21 protein-coding genes are annotated in these 17,547 nt (G+C 71.5%); 3 read left to right on the plus strand and 18 right to left on the minus strand.

Annotation, left to right across the window (positions count from 1 at the left end; genetic code table 11):
* Positions 1–25 precede the first annotated feature (25 nt).
* From glmM to ACO06A_RS03530, 4 genes are all read right to left on the minus strand, one after another.
* Positions 26–1,375, minus strand: coding sequence for a phosphoglucosamine mutase (gene glmM / locus ACO06A_RS03515; protein WP_421734703.1), 1,350 nt, complete (start codon positions 1,373–1,375; stop codon positions 26–28).
* Positions 1,376–1,511: 136 nt separating this feature from the next.
* Complete coding sequence (gene rpsI, locus ACO06A_RS03520) at positions 1,512–2,000, minus strand: 30S ribosomal protein S9 (protein ID WP_056088985.1); 489 nt, start codon at positions 1,998–2,000, stop codon at positions 1,512–1,514.
* A gap of 38 nt (positions 2,001–2,038) precedes the next feature.
* Positions 2,039–2,488 carry a 50S ribosomal protein L13 gene (rplM, locus tag ACO06A_RS03525; RefSeq protein WP_175348026.1) on the minus strand — a complete coding sequence of 150 codons (450 nt, stop codon included), beginning with the start codon at positions 2,486–2,488 and terminating at the stop codon, positions 2,039–2,041.
* Between the two features lie 225 nt (positions 2,489–2,713).
* Positions 2,714–3,658 (minus strand): LysR family transcriptional regulator ArgP, encoded by a 945-nt coding sequence (locus ACO06A_RS03530; protein ID WP_421734704.1) that lies wholly within the window; start codon positions 3,656–3,658, stop codon positions 2,714–2,716.
* Positions 3,659–3,728: 70 nt separating this feature from the next.
* Between ACO06A_RS03530 and ACO06A_RS03535 the strand changes: the two genes are divergently transcribed.
* Entirely contained in the window at positions 3,729–4,325 is a 597-nt protein-coding gene (locus tag ACO06A_RS03535; protein WP_421734705.1) for a LysE/ArgO family amino acid transporter, read from the plus strand.
* A gap of 18 nt (positions 4,326–4,343) precedes the next feature.
* Here the strand turns inward: ACO06A_RS03535 and ACO06A_RS03540 are convergent, their stop codons facing one another.
* Complete coding sequence (locus ACO06A_RS03540) at positions 4,344–6,026, minus strand: ABC-F family ATP-binding cassette domain-containing protein (protein ID WP_421734706.1); 1,683 nt, start codon at positions 6,024–6,026, stop codon at positions 4,344–4,346.
* A 105-nt stretch (positions 6,027–6,131) separates the two neighbouring features.
* Here ACO06A_RS03540 and ACO06A_RS03545 point away from each other — a divergent pair, with 105 nt between their 5' ends.
* Positions 6,132–6,569 (plus strand): DUF5709 domain-containing protein, encoded by a 438-nt coding sequence (locus ACO06A_RS03545; protein WP_421734707.1) that lies wholly within the window; start codon positions 6,132–6,134, stop codon positions 6,567–6,569.
* A gap of 54 nt (positions 6,570–6,623) precedes the next feature.
* Here ACO06A_RS03545 and truA read toward each other — a convergent pair whose 3' ends face one another.
* Entirely contained in the window at positions 6,624–7,508 is an 885-nt protein-coding gene (gene truA / locus ACO06A_RS03550; protein ID WP_421734708.1) for a tRNA pseudouridine(38-40) synthase TruA, read from the minus strand.
* A gap of 94 nt (positions 7,509–7,602) precedes the next feature.
* Here truA and ACO06A_RS03555 point away from each other — a divergent pair, with 94 nt between their 5' ends.
* On the plus strand, positions 7,603–8,361 hold the full coding sequence (locus ACO06A_RS03555) for an ROK family protein (protein ID WP_421734709.1): 759 nt from the start codon (positions 7,603–7,605) through the stop codon (positions 8,359–8,361).
* A 4-nt stretch (positions 8,362–8,365) separates the two neighbouring features.
* Here ACO06A_RS03555 and ACO06A_RS03560 read toward each other — a convergent pair whose 3' ends face one another.
* The 12 genes from ACO06A_RS03560 to rplO form a co-directional block, all read right to left on the minus strand.
* A complete protein-coding gene (locus ACO06A_RS03560) occupies positions 8,366–9,094 on the minus strand; it encodes an alpha/beta fold hydrolase (RefSeq protein WP_421734710.1) in 729 nt (242 codons plus the stop codon).
* Between the two features lie 81 nt (positions 9,095–9,175).
* A complete protein-coding gene (rplQ, locus tag ACO06A_RS03565) occupies positions 9,176–9,736 on the minus strand; it encodes a 50S ribosomal protein L17 (protein ID WP_421734711.1) in 561 nt (186 codons plus the stop codon).
* Between the two features lie 76 nt (positions 9,737–9,812).
* Positions 9,813–10,823 carry a DNA-directed RNA polymerase subunit alpha gene (locus ACO06A_RS03570; RefSeq protein WP_056088961.1) on the minus strand — a complete coding sequence of 337 codons (1,011 nt, stop codon included), beginning with the start codon at positions 10,821–10,823 and terminating at the stop codon, positions 9,813–9,815.
* A gap of 145 nt (positions 10,824–10,968) precedes the next feature.
* On the minus strand, positions 10,969–11,370 hold the full coding sequence (rpsK, locus tag ACO06A_RS03575; RefSeq protein ID WP_055912186.1) for a 30S ribosomal protein S11: 402 nt from the start codon (positions 11,368–11,370) through the stop codon (positions 10,969–10,971).
* Positions 11,371–11,441: 71 nt separating this feature from the next.
* On the minus strand, positions 11,442–11,822 hold the full coding sequence (gene rpsM / locus ACO06A_RS03580) for a 30S ribosomal protein S13 (protein ID WP_056088956.1): 381 nt from the start codon (positions 11,820–11,822) through the stop codon (positions 11,442–11,444).
* 198 nt (positions 11,823–12,020) lie between these two features.
* A complete protein-coding gene (gene rpmJ, locus ACO06A_RS03585; RefSeq protein ID WP_013117849.1) occupies positions 12,021–12,134 on the minus strand; it encodes a 50S ribosomal protein L36 in 114 nt (37 codons plus the stop codon).
* A gap of 60 nt (positions 12,135–12,194) precedes the next feature.
* Complete coding sequence (gene infA / locus ACO06A_RS03590; protein ID WP_013770189.1) at positions 12,195–12,416, minus strand: translation initiation factor IF-1; 222 nt, start codon at positions 12,414–12,416, stop codon at positions 12,195–12,197.
* A 286-nt stretch (positions 12,417–12,702) separates the two neighbouring features.
* On the minus strand, positions 12,703–13,662 hold the full coding sequence (locus tag ACO06A_RS03595) for an LPXTG cell wall anchor domain-containing protein (protein WP_421734712.1): 960 nt from the start codon (positions 13,660–13,662) through the stop codon (positions 12,703–12,705).
* Between the two features lie 250 nt (positions 13,663–13,912).
* Positions 13,913–14,755 (minus strand): type I methionyl aminopeptidase, encoded by an 843-nt coding sequence (map, locus tag ACO06A_RS03600; RefSeq protein ID WP_421734713.1) that lies wholly within the window; start codon positions 14,753–14,755, stop codon positions 13,913–13,915.
* A 2-nt stretch (positions 14,756–14,757) separates the two neighbouring features.
* Positions 14,758–15,339 carry an adenylate kinase gene (locus ACO06A_RS03605; RefSeq protein ID WP_421734714.1) on the minus strand — a complete coding sequence of 194 codons (582 nt, stop codon included), beginning with the start codon at positions 15,337–15,339 and terminating at the stop codon, positions 14,758–14,760.
* A complete protein-coding gene (gene secY, locus ACO06A_RS03610) occupies positions 15,336–16,631 on the minus strand; it encodes a preprotein translocase subunit SecY (RefSeq protein ID WP_421734715.1) in 1,296 nt (431 codons plus the stop codon). The genes ACO06A_RS03605 and secY overlap by 4 nt, the downstream gene beginning before the upstream one ends.
* Positions 16,632–16,790: 159 nt before the next feature.
* Positions 16,791–17,546, minus strand: a complete 756-nt coding sequence (gene rplO / locus ACO06A_RS03615) for a 50S ribosomal protein L15 (protein WP_421734716.1) — start codon at positions 17,544–17,546, stop codon at positions 16,791–16,793.
* Between the last annotated feature and the right edge of the window lies 1 nt (position 17,547).

Below are 17,547 nucleotides of genomic sequence, written 5' to 3' on the forward strand. Positions count from 1 at the left end.
TGGTCCCACTGGGGCCCCGAGGGCACTAGAGCGCCAGCCGGTGCTGGACGACGTCGGCGAGCTCGTGGGCGACGCGGTCCGCCTCCGACTGCGTGCCCGCCTCGACCATCACGCGCACGAGGTCCTCGGTGCCCGACGACCGCAGCAGCACGCGCCCCGTCCGGCCGAGGCCCTCCTCCGCCGACCGGACCGCGTCGAGCAGCCGCTCGTCGGTGTTCGCCCGGCCCTTGTCCACCCCCGGCACGTTGACCAGCGTCTGCGGGAGGCGACGGACGACGCCCGCCAGGTCGGCGATGGTCGCTCCGGTCGCGGCCACGCGGGCGGCCAGCTGGAGCGCGGTCAGGACGCCGTCGCCGGTGGTCGCGTGCGCCGCCATGATGATGTGCCCGGACTGCTCGCCCCCGAGAGAGTAGCCGCCGGCGCGCATGGCCTCGAGCACGTACCGGTCGCCGACCGCCGTGTCGATCGTGGCGATGCCGGCCTCGGTCATGGCCAGCTTGAGGCCGAGGTTGCTCATCACCGTGGTGACCAGGGTGTTGTCCACCAGGTCACCCCGGTCGCGCATGGCGATCGCGAGGATGCCCATGATCTGGTCGCCGTCCACCAGGTTCCCCGCGGCGTCGACCGCCAGGCACCGGTCCGCGTCGCCGTCGAACGCCACCCCGAGGTCGGCCTCCGAGGCCACGACCGCGGCCTGGAGCTGCTCGGGGTGCGTCGAGCCGCACTTCTCGTTGATGTTGCGGCCGTCGGGCGAGGCGTTGATGACGACGACGTCGGCCCCGGCCGCCCGCAGCGTCGCCGGCCCGACCTCGCTCGCGGCACCGTTCGCGCAGTCGACGGCGATGCGCAGGCCCGTCAGCGGCACGTCGATGGTCCCGACCAGGTGCTCGATGTACTGCTCACCCGCACGGCCTGTGTCGACGCGGATCCGCCCGACGGCGCCGCCGAGCGGCCGCTCCCAGTCCTCGCCCATCCGCGCCTCGATGGCGGCCTCGAGCTCGTCGTCGAGCTTGTGCCCGCCGCGTGCCAGGAACTTGATCCCGTTGTCGGGCATCGGGTTGTGCGACGCCGAGAGCACGACGCCGATGTCGACACCGAGCGCCGCGGTGAGGAAGGCGACCGCGGGCGTCGGCAGCACGCCGACGTTGTTGACGTCCACGCCGGCCGACGCCAGACCGGCGGACACGGCCGCGGCGAGGAACTCCCCCGACGCGCGCGAGTCACGCCCGACGATCGCGCGAGGACGGTGCCCCTCGAACTGGCCCAGCGAGCCCAGCACGTGGGCGGCCGCGACCGAGAGGTCGAGCGCCAGCTCGGCGGTCACGTCCCGGTTGGCGAGCCCGCGCACGCCGTCGGTACCGAACAGTCGGCCCATGGTCAGACTCCTTCGTCCTGGCGGCACGGCGCTGCTGATGCATACCCCGCGCGTCCGCCCTCGCTGATGGTCGCAGACATGCCGATGGCCCCGCTGGTCGAAAGACCGGCGGGGCCATCGGGCCGAAGACGCGTGATCAGCGCTTCGAGTACTGCGGTGCCTTGCGGGCCTTCTTGAGACCGGCCTTCTTGCGCTCCACGACGCGGGCGTCGCGGGTCAGGAAGCCGGCCTTCTTCAGGGCCGGGCGGTTGTGCTCCTCGTCGATCGCGTTCAGCGCACGGGCGATGCCCAGGCGCAGCGCGCCGGCCTGGCCGCTCACGCCACCGCCGGTGATGCGCGCGACGACGTCGAAACGACCCTCGACGTCGACCAGCTTGAACGGGGAGTTCACGAGCTGCTGGTGCACCTTGTTCGGGAAGTAGTCCTCGAGCGTGCGCCCGTTGACCTTCCACTGACCGGTGCCGGGGACCAGGCGCACTCGCGCGATGGCCTCCTTGCGACGGCCGAGCGCGTTCGCCGGTGCCGTGATGCTCTGACCGCGGCCCGTGGGGGCTGCCGTCTCGGAGGTGTAGCTGGTGGGGGTGTCATCGCCCTCGAGGTCGATGTCGACCGTGGTCTCTGCCACTGGTGTCCTCGCGTCCTTGTTCTCTGTACTCAGCCGGCTCACGCCTGCTGAGAGACCTGGGTGATCTCGAAGGGCTTCGGCTGCTGCGCCGCGTGCGGGTGCTCCGCACCGGCGTAGACCTTGAGCTTGGTGAGCTGCTGGCGCGCGAGGGAGCTCTTGGGGAGCATGCCGCGGACAGCCTTCTCGATCGCGCGCTCGGGGTGCTTCTCCAGAAGATCGGAGTAGGCCACGGCGCGCAGGCCACCCGGGTATCCGGAGTGGCGGTACGCGAGCTTGTTCTCGCGCTTGTTGCCGGTCAGTGCCACCTTGGCCGCGTTGATGACGATGACAAAGTCACCGCCGTCGACGTGGGGGGCAAAAGTGGCCTTGTGCTTGCCGCGCAGCAACGTGGCCACATGTGTGGCCAGGCGACCCAGGACGACATCGTTCGCGTCGATGATGTGCCAGGTCCGCTCGACGTCGCCGGGCTTCGGTGTGTACGTGCGCACGGTCGTCAGCCTTCGTTTCGTTGCGAATCTTGTCGCGGCGGGACTCCGCAGGGTGCGGGTCCGCCGATGGAATGCTCCCGTCGGCATCCGGGCGGCGAGCGGGAACGCACCAGCCTTGCCGTTCTGGCTCGGTGCTGAGTGCTGAGAGGCACTGGCAGCCGCCGGAACGGGGACGCACAACGAGTCACCAGGGTAACCGCCGCTGCGCCGGAGGGTCAAAACGCGTCACCCCTCCCGCCCCGCGGTGGCGGGCGGCCCGTGGCGTCGCACCGGCCGCAGCGCCGCAGACGCCGCCTGGACCACCCGCTCGGTCAGGTCGTCCAGCGTCGGCGTGCGCAGCGCCCAGTGCTGCCAGTACAGCGGCACGTCGAGGTGCCGTCCGGCCCGGATCTCCACCAGGGCGCCCGCGGCGATCCGCTCGGCCGCGGCCACCTCCGGCACCATCCCCCACCCGAGCCCGGCCTCGACCAGCCCCACGAACGCCGACTGCGACGGCACGTAGTGCACGCGCGGGGTCACCGTGCGGCGGCCGACGACCGAGGCGACGAAGCGTTCCTGCAGGCCATCCTCCCTGTTGAACGCCAGGAGGGGCGCCGCCGCGAACACCTCCGCACCGAGCCCGTCGGCGAACCAGCGCTCCGCTCGCTCCGGTGCCGCGACGGCGAGGTACCGCATCGCGCCCAGCCGGCGGACCCGGCAGCCCTGCACGGCGCGCGGGTCGGCGGTGACCGCGGCCATCACCGTGCCGTCCCGGAGCAGGTCGGCGGACAGGTCCTGGTCCTCGCGCCGCAGGTCGAGCAGGACGTCGGGGGGCAGGTCGGCGACCGCAGCGGGGAACCACGTGGACATGGAGTCGTCGTTCACGGCCACGGGGAGCCTGCGCGTGGCCGGTCGGGCCCGCGAGCCTCCCGGCGCCGGTACCAGCAGTCCCATCGCGTCACGCCCCAGGAGCTCCACCTGGCCGGCCAGGCGTACGAGCACCTCGCCGTCCTCGGTGGGCCGGCACGGACGCGTGCGCAGCACCAGCACGCGTCCCACCTGCTGCTCGAGCGCCTTGATGCGCTGGCTGACCGCCGACGGGGTCACGTGCAGACGCCGCGCGGCCGCGTCGAAGCTGCCCTCGTGCACCACGGCCGCGAGGGCGCTCAGCTGGTCCGCGTCGAACGCCACATGAGAGATCCTAACGCTTCGCCAGGAACCTGAACTGGTCTTCATGGCATGGGCTGCCTACCGTCGTCCCGTGACCTCCGCCGCCCTCGCGGGCTTCCTCACCGGCTTGTCCCTCATCGTCGCGATCGGCGCGCAGAACGCGTTCGTGCTCCGGCAGGGCATCCGCCGGGAGCACGTGCTGCCCGTCGTGGCGGTGTGCGCGGCCGCCGACGCGCTGTTGATCGCCGCGGGCATCGCCGGCCTGGGAGCCCTCGTGACCTCCCACCCGACCGTCCTGACCGTCACCCGCTACGCCGGCGCGGCGTTCCTGCTCGTGCTCGCCGTCGGCGCCGCCCGCAGAGCGCGCCGCCCGGAGCGTCTGGACCCCGCGACGGAGGGTCCCGCTGCCCTGGGTGCGGTGCTCACGACGTGCCTGGCGCTCACGTTCCTCAACCCGCACGTCTACCTCGACACCGTCGTGCTCCTGGGCTCGCTCGCGCACCAGCACGACCCCGGAGCGTGGGCGTTCGGTGCCGGCGCTGTCGTGGCGAGCGTCGCCTGGTTCACGGCCCTCGGGTTCGGGGCGACCTACCTGCGGCCGGTGTTCGCCCGCCCGCGGGCCTGGCAGGTGCTGGACGTCGCCATCGCGGTGGTGATGGCGACGCTCGCCGTCCTGCTCCTGGTGTGACGGGTCAGAGGACGACGGTCAGCGCACCCGGTCCACCCGGCCGGAGTCCCACACCGGCTCCGGCGTCTCGACCACGTCGCCGTCGGCACCGAACACCAGGAACCGGTCGAACGTCCGCGTGAACCAGCGGTCGTGCGTCACCGCCAGCACGGTCCCCTCGAACGCCGCCAGCCCGGTCTCGAGCGCCTCGGCGGAGTGCAGGTCCAGGTTGTCGGTCGGCTCGTCGAGCAGCAGCAGCGTCGCTCCCCCGAGCTCCAGCAGCAGGATCTGGAGGCGCGCCTGCTGGCCACCCGAGAGCGTCTCGTAGCGCTGCTCGGCCGCGGAGACGAGCTCGTACCGGTCGAGGGCCTTGCTGGCCTGCTCGCGGCCGAGGCCCGCCCGGTGCCCCTCACCGCGGTGCAGGATCTCCAGCAGCGTGCGTCCGACGAGCTCGGGGTGACCGTGGTTCTGCGCGAACCAGCCGGGCCGGACCCGCGGCCCCAGCACGACCTTGCCGGTGTGCTTCACGGGCTCCACCGGGAGGTCGTCCGCGGGCTCGTGCTCGGGGCTCGGGTCGCTCCCGCCGGCGGCGAGCAGCCGCAGGAAGTGGGACTTGCCCGACCCGTTCGACCCGAGGACGGCCACGCGCTCGCCGAACCAGACCTCCAGGTCGAACGGGTGCATCAGTCCGGTGAGCTCCAGGCCCGTCGCGACGACCGCGCGCTTGGCGGTGCGACCGCCGCGCAGCCGGACCTTGACGTTCTGCTCACGCGCCAGCAGCGTCGGCGGGCCGGCCTCCTCGAACTTGCGCAACCGCGTCTGCGCGGCGGAGTACCGCGACGCCAGGCCGTCGTTGAACGCCGCCTTGGTGCGCAGGGTGAGCACGAGGTCCTTGAGCTTGGCGTGCTCCTCCTCCCAGCGCCGCAGCAGCTCCTCGAGGCGCGACCGCCGGTCCTCGCGCGCCTGGTGGTACGACGCGAAGCCGCCGCCGTGCACCCAGACCGCGGCCCCCATGACACCCGGCTCCAGGGTCGCCACCTGCGTGGCCACGCGCGCGAGCATCTCGCGGTCGTGGCTCACGAACAGCACGGTCTTGTTCGACGCCCGCAGCCTGTCCTCGAGCCACCGCTTCGTCGGCACGTCCAGGGCGTTGTCCGGCTCGTCGAGCAGCAGCACCTCGTCGGGACCGCGCAGGAGCGCCTCGAGGACGAGCCGCTTCTGCTCGCCACCGGACAGGGTGCGCACCTCGCGGTGCTGGACCGCGTCGAACGGGATGGACAGGACGGCGTCGGTCACCCGGTCCCAGCCGGCCTCGGACTCGTAGCCACCGACGTCGGCCCAGTCGACCAGCGCCTGGGCGTACCGCATCTGCGCGGGCTCGTCGTCGGTCTCCATGATGGCCAGCTCCGCCGCCGCGAGCTCGACCGCCGCATCCCGGACGGCCGGCGACGCGAGCGAGGCGAGCAGGTCCCGGATCGACCGGTCGTCGTCGATGCGACCGATGTCCTGGCGCATGATCCCCAGGCCGCCGCTGCGTCCGATGGAGCCCGCGTGCGGGGCCTCGTCCCCGGCGACGATCCGCAGCAGGGTGGTCTTTCCGGCGCCGTTGGGGCCGACGAGGGCGACGCGCGCGCCGTCGGCCACCCGGAACGTCACGTCGTCGAGCAGGGGGCGTCCGTCGGGCAGGAAGTACCCGATGCCGCCGATGTCGAGATGGCCCATGACCCCAGTGTCCCTGCCGCTCGCACGGCGGCCCACCTCATTGGGTGTGGCGCGCGACGCACGCCCTCGCTGCCGAGCGGGGGTGCTCGGTCTATCGTCGGAGTCATGAGCGACACCTCCGGCACCAGCCCTGACCCCGAGCTCGACAGCGAGGGCGACACCGACCAGCTCTCCAGCGAGGACACGCTGATGGACCGCGGTGTCGAGGACCTCCTCGACGAGGGCTACACCGTGCCGCTCCGGCCGCGCTCGAACCACTACGGCGAGACACCGTGGGAAGAGGCGCACCGCGAGACGATCGACCAGCGGATCGGTCAGGAGGAGCCCGAGGTGTGGGAGGCCCGACCCACGCCGGAACGGGAGGAGTTCCGCGCGGGGAGGCTGATCGAGGACGACGGAGCCGTCGAGGCGGGTGGCACCGACGGGTTTGCCATCGACGCCGGCATCTCCGGGGGCGCCGCGAGCGCCGAGGAGGCCGCCGTGCACCTCATCGAGGAGGAGTACGTCGACGACCGCCGGTACCGCGACGACATCGAGGACTGAGCCGCAGCGGAGCGCCGGGTCAGTCCGACCGACAAGCTCGAGGACTGACCTGGCTCAGCCGCAGCACCCGCCGCCAACCGGCGCGTGGTGCAGGTCCTCGGCCGCCCGCCGCGCACGCGTGAGCACCGCCCGCGCCGCCAGCTCCTCGTCGGCCGGGTAGCTCACCTCCTCGAGCATGAGCCCGTGCGGGGCGACCACGTGCACCCCCGCCCCGCGCCGCCGGGCCGCGAGCATCTCGGCGGGCCAGCCGGATCCCTCGCGCCCCTCCCCCACGGCCAGGCTGGCGCCCACGAGCGAGCGCACCATCGAGTGGCAGAACGCGTCCGCCTGCACGGTGGCGACGACCAGCCCCGCGTCCGGTCCGTCGACGGGCCGCGACCACGAGAACGCCTCGAGCGTCCGGATCGTCGTCGCCCCGGGCCGCGGCTTGCAGTACGACGCGAAGTCGTGCCGACCGACCATCGGCTTCGCGGCCGCCGCCATCGCGTCGACGTCCAGCGTGCGACGGTGCCACAGCACGTGGGTGCGGGACAGCGGGTCCCGACGGGCCGAGTCGTCGCAGATCCGGTAGGCGTAGCGCCGGCTCAGGGCGGAGAACCGTGCGTCGAAGCCCTCCGCCGCACGGGTCAGCGCGTGCACCACCAGGTCCGGGGGCAGGATCCCGCCGAGCCGGGTGAGCAGCACCTCGTCGACCGGCCGGCGCGACCGTCCGCGGGACTTCTCGATCAGCCCGACCGGGATGTCGACGTGCGCCACCTGACCGCGCGCGTGCACACCGGAGTCCGTCCGTCCCGCCACCGTGACGCGCGGCGGTCCGTCGGTGCGCAGGACCGTGCCCAGCGCGGCCTCGAGAACCCCTTGGACGGTGCGGAGGTCGGGCTGGATCGCCCAGCCGGCGAACCCGGTCCCGTCGTACGCGAGATCCAGCCTCAACCGCACGGTGTGCTGCTCATCGGGTTGGACTAGGGGTTTCACTGCGGGGTCCGGGCGTTCGCTCACGGGCCCACACGGTACTCGGCGCTAGCGTGGGCCCGTGCCCAGCAACCCGTTCACCCTCGCCGTCGACTGCGGCGGTGGAGGCATCAAGGCGTCGGTCCTGGATGCCGCGGGCACGCTGCACGCCCCGGCCGTGCGCGTGCCGACGCCGTACCCGCTGCCCCCGGAGCGCCTCGTGTCCACGATTGCGGACATCGCCGCCGGTCTGCCGGCCGCCGACCGCGTCACCGTGGGGATGCCGGGGATGATCCGGCACGGCGTCGTCGTCGCCACCCCGCACTACGTCACGCGCGCCGGACCGCGCACCGCGGTCGACCCGGACCTGTTCGCGGCCTGGGCCGGCTGCGACATCCGGGCGGCCGTGCAGGAGCGCCTCGGCCTGCCCACGCTCGTCCTGAACGACGCCGAGGTGCACGGCGCCGGCGTCATCTCCGGGACGGGCATCGAGCTGGTCCTCACGCTCGGCACCGGGCTGGGCACAGCCCTGTTCGACGGCGGCGTCCTCGCGCCCCACCTGGAGCTCTCGCACGCGCCCGTCCGGTGGGGCACCACGTACGACGCGTACGTCGGCCAGGTCGAGCGCGCCCGCCTCGGCGACGGGCTCTGGTCCCGCCGGGTGCGACGGGTGGTCGACGGGTTCCGCCCGGTGTTCGTCTGGGACCGGCTCTACCTGGGTGGCGGGAACGCCCGACAGGTCACGCCCGCGACGCTGGCCAGGCTCGGGGACGACGTCGTGGTCGTGCCCAACCAGGCGGGCATCGTCGGCGGCGTCCGGGCGTGGTCGCTGGGCGCCTGACGCCTCACTCCACCGGTGCCATCGCCCGCTCCTCCACCTCGTCCACCGCCTCGAGCAGCACCCGCGTGAACCGCGCCGGGGCGACGAGGTTGACCAGGTGCGTCGCGCGCGGCACCACCACCAGGCGACCGTCCCGGCACGCGGCGACGAACCGGCGCTCCTCGCCACGGAAGTGGTCGAACGCGCCGTTGACCAGCCAGACCGGGGCCTCGATCCGCGCCAGGTCCTCCAGGGGCGTCGCCACCGTCATCTCGCGCAGGACCTCGTTGGTCGCGTCCAGGGCGAACCCGCCGGCCCCGACGTCGCGCGCCCCCTCGGGAGGCAGGGCGAGGTCCACGAGGAGCTGGTTCAGGCGCGCGCCGCGGTCGGGCAGCCGGGCGATGCCGTGCGCCCCGACCGACCACCCCGCCAGGAGCACCCGGTGCGGCCGGGTGGAGCACGACGCCGCCATCAGCCCCGCGACCTGGTCGGGGTGCCGGGCCGCGTGCCGGATCCCCACGTACCCGCCGAGCGACAGCCCGACCACGAACGCCCGTCCCCCGACGCGGTCGATCGCGTCGACGACCGTGTCCACCGCCGCGTCCAGCGTGAACGGCTCCCCGATCCGGGTGCCGTGACCGGGCAGGTCGACCGCGACAGCCCGCCGGCCCACCCGCTCCAGGGCCGCCACCTGCGCGCGCCACATGGTCCGCGACGTCCGCAGCCCGTGCACCAGGACGACCGGCAGGCTCATGCGTCCGACTCTAGGCGGCGCCACGGACGCACGAAGGCCCGGGACCATCTGGTCCCGGGCCTCCTGCGTGCTGCTGTCAGATCACGCCTTGTCGGCGTCGTCCGCGGTCTCGACCGGAGCGTCCTCGACGGGCGCGTCCTCGACGACGGCGTCCTCCACGGGCGCGTCCTCCACGACCGTGTCCTCGACCGGCTTGTCCTCGACCTTGTCGGCCTTCTTCGCCTTCGGCGCAGCCTTGGAGGCGGCCTTGGTGGCCTCCTTCACGACGGCCTGCTTCGGCGAGAGCGGCTCGAGCACGAGCTCGATGACGGCCATCGGGGCGTTGTCGCCCTTGCGGGGGCCGATCTTGGTGATGCGCGTGTAGCCACCCTGACGCTCGGCGACGGCCGGGGCGATCTCGGTGAAGAGCACGTGCACGACGGACTTGTCCTTGACGACGGTCATCACGCGGCGGCGGGCGTGCAGGTCACCACGCTTGGCGAACGTGATCAGGCGCTCGGCGAGCGGACGGAGGCGCTTGGCCTTCGTCTCGGTCGTCGTGATGCGCTTGTGCTCGAACAGCGACGTCGCGAGGTTCGCGAGGATCAGCCGCTCGTGCGCCGGTCCGCCACCGAGCCGGGGACCCTTGGTGGGCGTAGGCATGGTCTTTACTCCTTGAGTTCCAGTGATGGGCGGCCCGTGGGGCGGTCAGCGACCAACCTCACGGGCATCCCCGGCGTCAGTACTGCTCGTCCTCGACGAAGTCGCCCTCGTCGTCGCCGTAGTAGGCGGTGGCGGACGGGTCGAAGTCGAGCGGGCTGTCCTTGAGCGTCAGACCGAGCTCGGCCAGCTTCTCCTTGACCTCCGTGATGGACTTCGCACCGAAGTTGCGGATGTCCAGGAGATCGGCCTCGGAGCGCGCGACGAGCTCACCCACGGAGTGGATGCCCTCACGCTTGAGGCAGTTGTAGGAGCGGATCGTCAGCTGGAGGTCCTCGATCGGCAGAGCGAGGTCGGCGGCGAGCGCAGCGTCGGTCGGCGAGGGGCCGATCTCGATGCCCTCGGCCTCGATGTTGAGCTCACGGGCCAGCCCGAACAGCTCGACCAGCGTCTTGCCGGCCGAGGCCAGCGCGTCGCGGGGGCCGATGGCCGACTTGGTCTCGACGTCGACGACCAGCTTGTCGAAGTCCGTGCGCTGCTCCACACGCGTCGCCTCGACCTTGTAGGTCACCTTGAGGACGGGCGAGTAGATCGAGTCGACCGGGATGCGGCCGATCTCGGCGTCGAACGACTTGTTCTGGTTCGCCGACACGTAGCCGCGGCCACGCTCGACGGTCAGCTCGATCTCGAGCTTGCCCTTGTCGTTCAGCGTGGCCAGGTGCAGGTCGGGGTTGTGCACCTCGACGCCGGCCGGCGGCACGATGTCAGCAGCGCTGACCTCACCGGCACCCTGCTTGCGCAGGTACATCACCACGGGCTCGTCGTTCTCCGAGGAGACGACCAGCTGCTTGATGTTGAGGATGATCTCGGTGACGTCCTCCTTGACGCCCGGCACGGTGGAGAACTCGTGCAGCACGCCGTCGATCCGGATGGACGTGACAGCGGCACCGGGGATGGAGGACAGCAGCGTCCGGCGGAGCGAGTTGCCGAGCGTGTAGCCGAAACCCGGCTCCAGGGGCTCGATGGAGAACCGCGACCGGTTCTCCGAGATGACCTCTTCGGTCAGGGTGGGGCGCTGTGCAATCAGCACGGTGTGTTTTCCTCTCAGCGGGCGTCCGCCATATGACGCTGCGCAGTACTACGAGCCGGCCCGGTCTCGGTCTACCCGGTCGGCGTAAGGATGTCCGGGTCGGTGCGCGCCTCGCAGCAGCGCACCGACCCGATCGAGCCGACGGTCAGACGCGACGGCGCTTCGGCGGACGGCAGCCGTTGTGCGCCTGGGGCGTCACGTCCTGGATCGAGCCGACCTCGAGGCCGGTCGCCTGGAGCGAGCGGATCGCGGTCTCACGGCCGGAGCCGGGGCCCTTGACGAAGACGTCGACCTTCTTCATGCCGTGCTCCTGGGCGCGACGAGCGGCCGCCTCGGCGGCGAGCTGCGCCGCGAAGGGGGTCGACTTGCGCGAGCCCTTGAAGCCCACCTGGCCCGACGAGGCCGACGCGATGACGGCGCCGGTCGGGTCGGTGATGGAGATGATCGTGTTGTTGAACGTGCTCTTGATGTGCGCCTGGCCGTGGGAGACGTTCTTCTTCTCCTTGCGGCGCGGCTTGCGCACGGCGGAACGGGTCTTGGGAGGCATGCTCTTCTTCTCTCGAGATCAGCTGGGGATGACCGGGCGGCGCATCGCGGGGATGCAGCCAGCCGGGAGGGCTACTTGCGCCCGGCCTTCTTCTTGCCGGCGACGGTGCGCTTCGGGCCCTTGCGGGTACGCGCGTTGGTCTTGGTGCGCTGTCCGCGCACCGGAAGGCCACGGCGGTGACGCAGGCCCTCGTAGCAGCCGATCTCGACCTTGCGGCGGATGTCCGCAGCGACCTCACGGCGAAGGTCACCCTCGAGCTTGTAGCTCGCCTCGAGGTAGTCACGCAGCGCGACGAGCTCGGCGTCGCCGAGGTCCTTCACGCGCAGGTCCGGGCTGATGCCGGTCGCGGCCAGAGTTGCCTGGGCGCGGGTACGGCCGACCCCGTAGATGTAGGTGAGCGCGATCTCGAGCCGCTTCTCGCGGGGGAGGTCGACGCCGATAAGACGTGCCATGTGTCTGGTGGCTCCTGCACTGCTTCGGAGGTCTGCCGCACTGCCCTCCCGCGTGCTGCGGGCCCCGGCCTCCGACCGGGGGTGCACCGACGAGTGATCGCCGGAGTGGCTGTGCGCTTGCTGGTCCCTCAGAGGAACTCCTCTGGGGAACCGGTGGTGCTGGTCGAGCTGCTGGTCCGACGGACCGGCGTCAGGGCATCAGCCCTGGCGCTGCTTGTGGCGCAGGTTCTCGCAGATCACCTGGACGCGACCGTGCCGGCGGATCACCTTGCACTTGTCGCAGATCTTCTTGACGCTGGGCTTGACCTTCATCGCGTGTTCCTCCGCCGCCGTTGCGCCCGTGACAGGGCTGACGGCGTGTTCGAGTGGCTGTTACTTGTAGCGGTAGACGATCCGGCCACGGGACAGGTCGTACGGGCTCAGCTCGACCACCACACGGTCCTCAGGGAGGATCCGGATGTAGTGCTGTCGCATCTTGCCCGAGATGTGGGCGAGCACCTTGTGGCCGTTGGTGAGCTCCACGCGGAACATCGCGTTAGGCAGAGCCTCCACGACGCTGCCCTCGATCTCGATGACACCGTCCTTCTTCGCCATATCCTCCGCTAACTGTCGGTTCTGATCACTGTCGGTACTGATGGATCAACCCACGACGACCGGCCCCGCCCGGACGGGCGGCGACGACGAGGTGGGAACTTGATGTGGACAGCGCGCCACGAGAACCGGGCGCACACCCAACGGACGATCTTACGCCATCAGGCCCATGGGACGAAACCGCCCCCCGCTCCTGGCGCGTGCCGTCCGCCACACCTGGCCACGACCGGGGTCACGGCGCACGCACGGAGGGCCGTCGTCCGCGTGACGACGGCCCTCCTGTGGTCGATCAGCTGGCGTGGCGGCGCCGCAGCAGCAGCAGGGCTGCGCCCGACAGGACGAGGATCCCGCCCGCGAGCAGGCCGGGCAGCGGGGACGACCCGGTCGCGGCGAGCACCGCACCGCCCGTGGGTCCGGCAGCCAGGACCTCGGAGTAGAACGACGCGCTCGGGCTAGGCGTCGACGCGACCAGCCCGGCGGTGGGCGGCGTGGTCGGCGCGGGCGAGTCGTCCACCTCGGCGACCGGCGGCACCGGCGGGACAGACGGCGTCGACGGCGCAGGAGTGGTCGGCGTCTCGCTCGGCACGGGCGCCGTCGGCACAGCCGGCACCGACTGCGTCGGGCTCGGCGTCGACGTGGGAGAAGGCGTCACCGTCGGCGTGGCCGACGGCGAGGCGGTCGGCGTCGGCCCGCACGTCGGCACGGTCACCATCTCCGTCAGGTCCCAATGCTTCGCGTCGAAGATGGGGCCCCCGTTCTGAACCCAGCCGATGAAGTCCTTCGGGTAGCTGGGCGCCTTGCTCCCGGTGAAGACGGTCGCGTCGCCCCAGGCCTGGTCCTCCTGCACCCCCCAGCCGTCACCGCAGACGGTCAGCCCCGCAGGCACGGCCGCAACGACCTCCGCGAGAGTGAGGTCACGCCAGGACGCGTCGGGCCACGTGGTCACGAGGTACTGCTGGGTGGAGTTCGGCCACGAGGCGTCCTTCTTCGCGTCCTTCTTCAGGTACACGTAGGCGCCGGTGGTCTGCTTCGTCGGCGTGTCCGTCGGCTTCGCGGACGAGGTCGCCTTAGGCGTCTGCGCCGTGGACTGCGACCGTGCGCCGGAGCGACCGTCACGGTCGTGCGCCTGCGCCACGCCGCCACCGAGGGCGCCGAGGAGCGCCGTGACGCCGACGACGGCGCCGACCGCGCGCGCGTGGCGCCCGAGGCGGCGGGAGGAGATCGGGGAGGGACGAACGCTGCGCTGCATGAGCCACCCATCACATCGAGTGCAGGCGCGCGCTGACCACGTGCCTGCCGGAGTCGGGCCTCCCACCCCTTCACCGCGCAGCTCTGGCCGCGCGGGCCCCAGGGACGCCCGTGGCGGATCCTTCACCGCCGAGCAGGACCGTATCCGACAAACCGGTCATCCCGCCCGCGTTTGGGCAGATCACGGGCAAAGTGTCGCCAACTGGACACAAGTTCACCTATTGGGCCTACCGGGGAGTAACCCGCGGCGGTCAGGCGAGGGGCGCGACGGTGACGCCGAGGGCAGCCAGCCTCTCGGCACCGCCGTCGGGTGCGGTCAGCACCCAGATGCCGTCCGCCAGCACAGCCACCGTGTGCTCCCAGTGGGAGGCCCGCGACCCGTCGCCGGTCACCACGGTCCAGTCGTCGTCGAGGACCTGCGTGAACCGCTGACCGCGGACCACCATCGGCTCGACCGCGACGCACAGTCCCGCACGCACGCGCGGACCGCGGTCGCGGCTGCGGAAGTTCGGGACGTCCGGCGGTTGGTGCATGGCGGTGCCGATGCCGTGCCCCACGTACTCCTCGACCAGGCCGTACCGCTGCCCGCCGTTGAGCCCGGCGGCCTCGGCGGCGTCGACGACGTCCTCGACGGCCTCCCCCACCGCGCCGAGCCGCTCGGCGCCGGCCAGGGCGGCGATCCCCGCCCACATGGCCCGCTCCGTCGTCTCCGCCAGGGCCACGTCCTCGGGCTCGGCTCCGTCGAGGACGATCGTGATCGCCGAGTCGCCGTGCCAGCCCTCGACGATCGCGCCGCAGTCGACCGACACCACGTCGCCCGGCTCGAGCACCCGAGGACCGGGGATGCCGTGCACGACCTCGTCGTTCACCGACACGCAGAGCGTCGCCGGATAGCCCTCGTAGCCGAGGAACGACGCCGTCGCGTGGTGCGCACCGATGACCTGCGCGGCGACGGCGTCCAGCTGCGCCGTGGTCACACCAGCGACCGCCCGCTCCCGAACGGCGGCCAGCGCCTCGGCGACCACCAGGCCGGCGCGCCGCATGAGCAGCACCTGCTCGGGGGTCTTGTACTCGATCCGCTCGCGGCCGAACATCGTCAGCCCGCGCTCGGTGCGCCGATCGCCGCGACCAGCCGCTCGGTGACCGCGTCGACCTCGCCGAGGCCGTCCACCTGCGCGAGCAGGCCGCGCTCGGCGTACACGTGCGCGATCGGGGCGGTCTCCTGGGCGTACACGTCGAGCCGGTGGCGCACGACGTCCTCGGTGTCGTCCTCGCGGCCCTCGATCTCGGCCCGCTTCAGCAGCCGGGCCACCACGACGTCCGGGTCGGCCGTGATCTCGACCGCCAGGTCGAGCGCCAGGCCCGCGTCCGCGAGGATCGAGTCCAGCTCGCCCACCTGGGCGACGTTGCGCGGGTACCCGTCAAGCAGGAACCCCTGCGCGGTGTCGTCCTGGGCGAGCCGGTCGCGCACCATCTCGTTGGTGACCGAGTCGGGCACGAGCGCGCCGCGTGACGTGTACTCCTGGACGGTCTTGCCGAGCGGGGTGCCGCCCTTGATGTTGGCGCGGAAGATGTCGCCCGTCGAGATGGCCGGCACCCCCAGCCGCTCGGCGAGCCGCGCAGCCTGGGTCCCCTTGCCCGCTCCCGGAGGACCGAGCAGGACGAGACGCGTGCTCACCGGAGGAACCCTTCGTAGTGCCGCTGCTGGAGCTGCGACTCGATCTGCTTCACGGTCTCCAGGCCGACGCCGACGACGATGAGGATCGACGCGCCTCCGAACGGGATGTTGGACCCGACGCCGAGCACGATGAACGCGATCGTCGGGATGAGCGCGACGATCGCCAGGTACACCGACCCGGGCGCCGTGATCCGTGAGATGACGTAGTCCAGGTACTCCGCCGTCGGCCGGCCCGCGCGGATGCCCGGGATGAAGCCGCCGTACTTCTTCATGTTGTCGGCGACCTCGTCCGGGTTGAACGTGATCGCGGTGTAGAAGTAGCAGAAGAAGATGATCAGGACGACGTACACCGCCAGGTGCAGCGGCGCGCTCGGCGACGCCAGGTACCGCTGGATCCACTGGACCCACCCGGCCGCCGGGTCGCCGAACTGGGCGAGCAGCCCGGGGACGGCGAGCAGCGACGACGCGAAGATCACCGGGATCACGCCGGCCATGTTGATCTTGATCGGGATGTACGTGCTGGAGCCGCCATACATGCGACGGCCGACCATGCGCTTGGCGTACTGCACCGGGATGCGACGCTGCGACTGCTCGACGAAGACGACGAGCGCGATGACCAGGACGACGATCGCCAGGACGACGATGAACTTCGAGATGCCGTTGTCGCCACCGGCGATCGACCACATGGCGCCGGGGAAGCTGGCCGCGATCGACGTGAAGATGAGCAGCGACATGCCGTTGCCGACGCCGCGCTCCGTGATCAGCTCACCGAGCCACATGATCAGGCCGGTGCCCGCGGTCATGGTGATGACCATGAGCAGCAGCGTCTGCCACGTGTCGTTCGGGATGACGTCGACGGTGCAGCCGCTGAACAGCTGACCGCTGCGCGCGACCGTGATGATCGTCGTCGACTGGAGGATCGCCAGGCCGATCGTCAGGTACCGCGTGTACTGCGTGAGCTTGGCGGTGCCGGACTGGCCCTCACGGTGCAGCTCCTCGAAACGGGGGATGACCACCCGGAGCAGCTGGATGATGATGCTCGCCGTGATGTACGGCATGATCCCGAGCGCGAACACCGAGAGCTGGAGCAGGGCTCCGCCGCTGAACAGGTTCACCAGCCCGAGCAGGTCGTTGCCCTGCGACTGCTCGATACACGTCTGGACGTTCGGGTAGGAGACCCCCGGTGTCGGCAGGAACGAGCCGGCACGGAAGATCACCATGATCCCGATGGTGAAGAGCAGCTTGCGCCGCAGGTCGGGCGTCCGGAACGCCCGCACGAATGCGCTGAGCACCTGTCCTCCTGGGCCGCCGGAGCGGCATCACGTACGGCCGGTCCGTTCCGGCCGTGCAGCCCGCGACGAGTCGCGAGCACCGGGGCACCCTAACTGATGCCCGCCGACATACGGAACGGGACCGGCGGGTAACTACGTCCCACCGGTCCCGTCCTTCGATCAGTCCTGCGCGACGCTTCCGCCGGCAGCCACGATCGCGTCCTTCGCGGTCGCCGAGTAGGCGTCCACCGCGACAGAGACCTTGACCGTGAGCTCGCCGGTGCCGAGCACCTTGACGGGCTGGCCCTTGCGGACCGCGCCCTTCGCCACGAGGTCGGCGACCGTCACGTCGCCACCGTTCGGGTACAGCGCCGAGAGCTTGTCCAGGTTGACCACCTGGTACTCGACGCGGAACGGGTTCTTGAATCCGCGCAGCTTCGGGAGGCGCATGTGCAGAGGCATCTGCCCGCCCTCGAAGCGCACCGGGACCTGGTAACGGGCCTTGGTGCCCTTGGTGCCACGACCGGCCGTCTTGCCCTTGGAGCCCTCGCCACGACCCACGCGGGTCTTGGCGGTCTTGGCTCCGGGGGCCGGACGGAGGTGGTGCAGCTTGAGCGTGCCACCGTTGCCGGGCTGCGCAGCGGCCTCGGCCGCCTTCGCCGCCGCGGCGGAGACCGTCTTCTTCGGCGCAGCAGCCTTGGACTCGGCCTTGGGGGCCTTCGCCTTCGGTGCCGCCTTGGTCTCTGCCTTCTCGGACGACACGGCCTTCTCGGCCTTGTCAGCCTTCGCCGGCTTGTCCGCAGCAGCGGTCGCCTTCGCCTTGGTCGCCTTCGGAGCGGACTCCGTGTCGGCGGCCTTCTTCGTCGGGGCCTTCTTGGCGGCAGCCTTCTTCGGGGCCGTCACCTCGTCGGTGCCCTTCTCGTTCTCGTCAGCCATG

The organism is Cellulomonas sp. (assembly GCF_965229465.1).
Lineage (GTDB): Bacteria > Actinomycetota > Actinomycetes > Actinomycetales > Cellulomonadaceae > Cellulomonas.

Excerpts from the sequence above, each read along its gene's own strand:
- infA (WP_013770189.1), bottom strand. The coding sequence starts at position 12,416 with ATGGCGAAGAAGGACGGTGTCATCGAGATCGAGGGCAGCGTCGTGGAG.
- rplQ (WP_421734711.1), bottom strand. The coding sequence starts at position 9,736 with ATGCCTACGCCCACCAAGGGTCCCCGGCTCGGTGGCGGACCGGCGCAC.
- ACO06A_RS03540 (WP_421734706.1), bottom strand. The coding sequence starts at position 6,026 with ATGGGCCATCTCGACATCGGCGGCATCGGGTACTTCCTGCCCGACGGA.
- rpsM (WP_056088956.1), bottom strand. The coding sequence starts at position 11,822 with ATGGCACGTCTTATCGGCGTCGACCTCCCCCGCGAGAAGCGGCTCGAG.
- ACO06A_RS03545 (WP_421734707.1), top strand. The coding sequence starts at position 6,132 with ATGAGCGACACCTCCGGCACCAGCCCTGACCCCGAGCTCGACAGCGAG.
- rpsK (WP_055912186.1), bottom strand. The coding sequence starts at position 11,370 with ATGCCTCCCAAGACCCGTTCCGCCGTGCGCAAGCCGCGCCGCAAGGAG.
- rplO (WP_421734716.1), bottom strand. The coding sequence starts at position 17,546 with ATGGCTGACGAGAACGAGAAGGGCACCGACGAGGTGACGGCCCCGAAG.
- glmM (WP_421734703.1), bottom strand. The coding sequence starts at position 1,375 with ATGGGCCGACTGTTCGGTACCGACGGCGTGCGCGGGCTCGCCAACCGG.
- rpmJ (WP_013117849.1), bottom strand. The coding sequence starts at position 12,134 with ATGAAGGTCAAGCCCAGCGTCAAGAAGATCTGCGACAAGTGCAAGGTG.
- ACO06A_RS03595 (WP_421734712.1), bottom strand. The coding sequence starts at position 13,662 with ATGCAGCGCAGCGTTCGTCCCTCCCCGATCTCCTCCCGCCGCCTCGGG.
- map (WP_421734713.1), bottom strand. The coding sequence starts at position 14,755 with ATGTTCGGCCGCGAGCGGATCGAGTACAAGACCCCCGAGCAGGTGCTG.
- ACO06A_RS03560 (WP_421734710.1), bottom strand. The coding sequence starts at position 9,094 with ATGAGCCTGCCGGTCGTCCTGGTGCACGGGCTGCGGACGTCGCGGACC.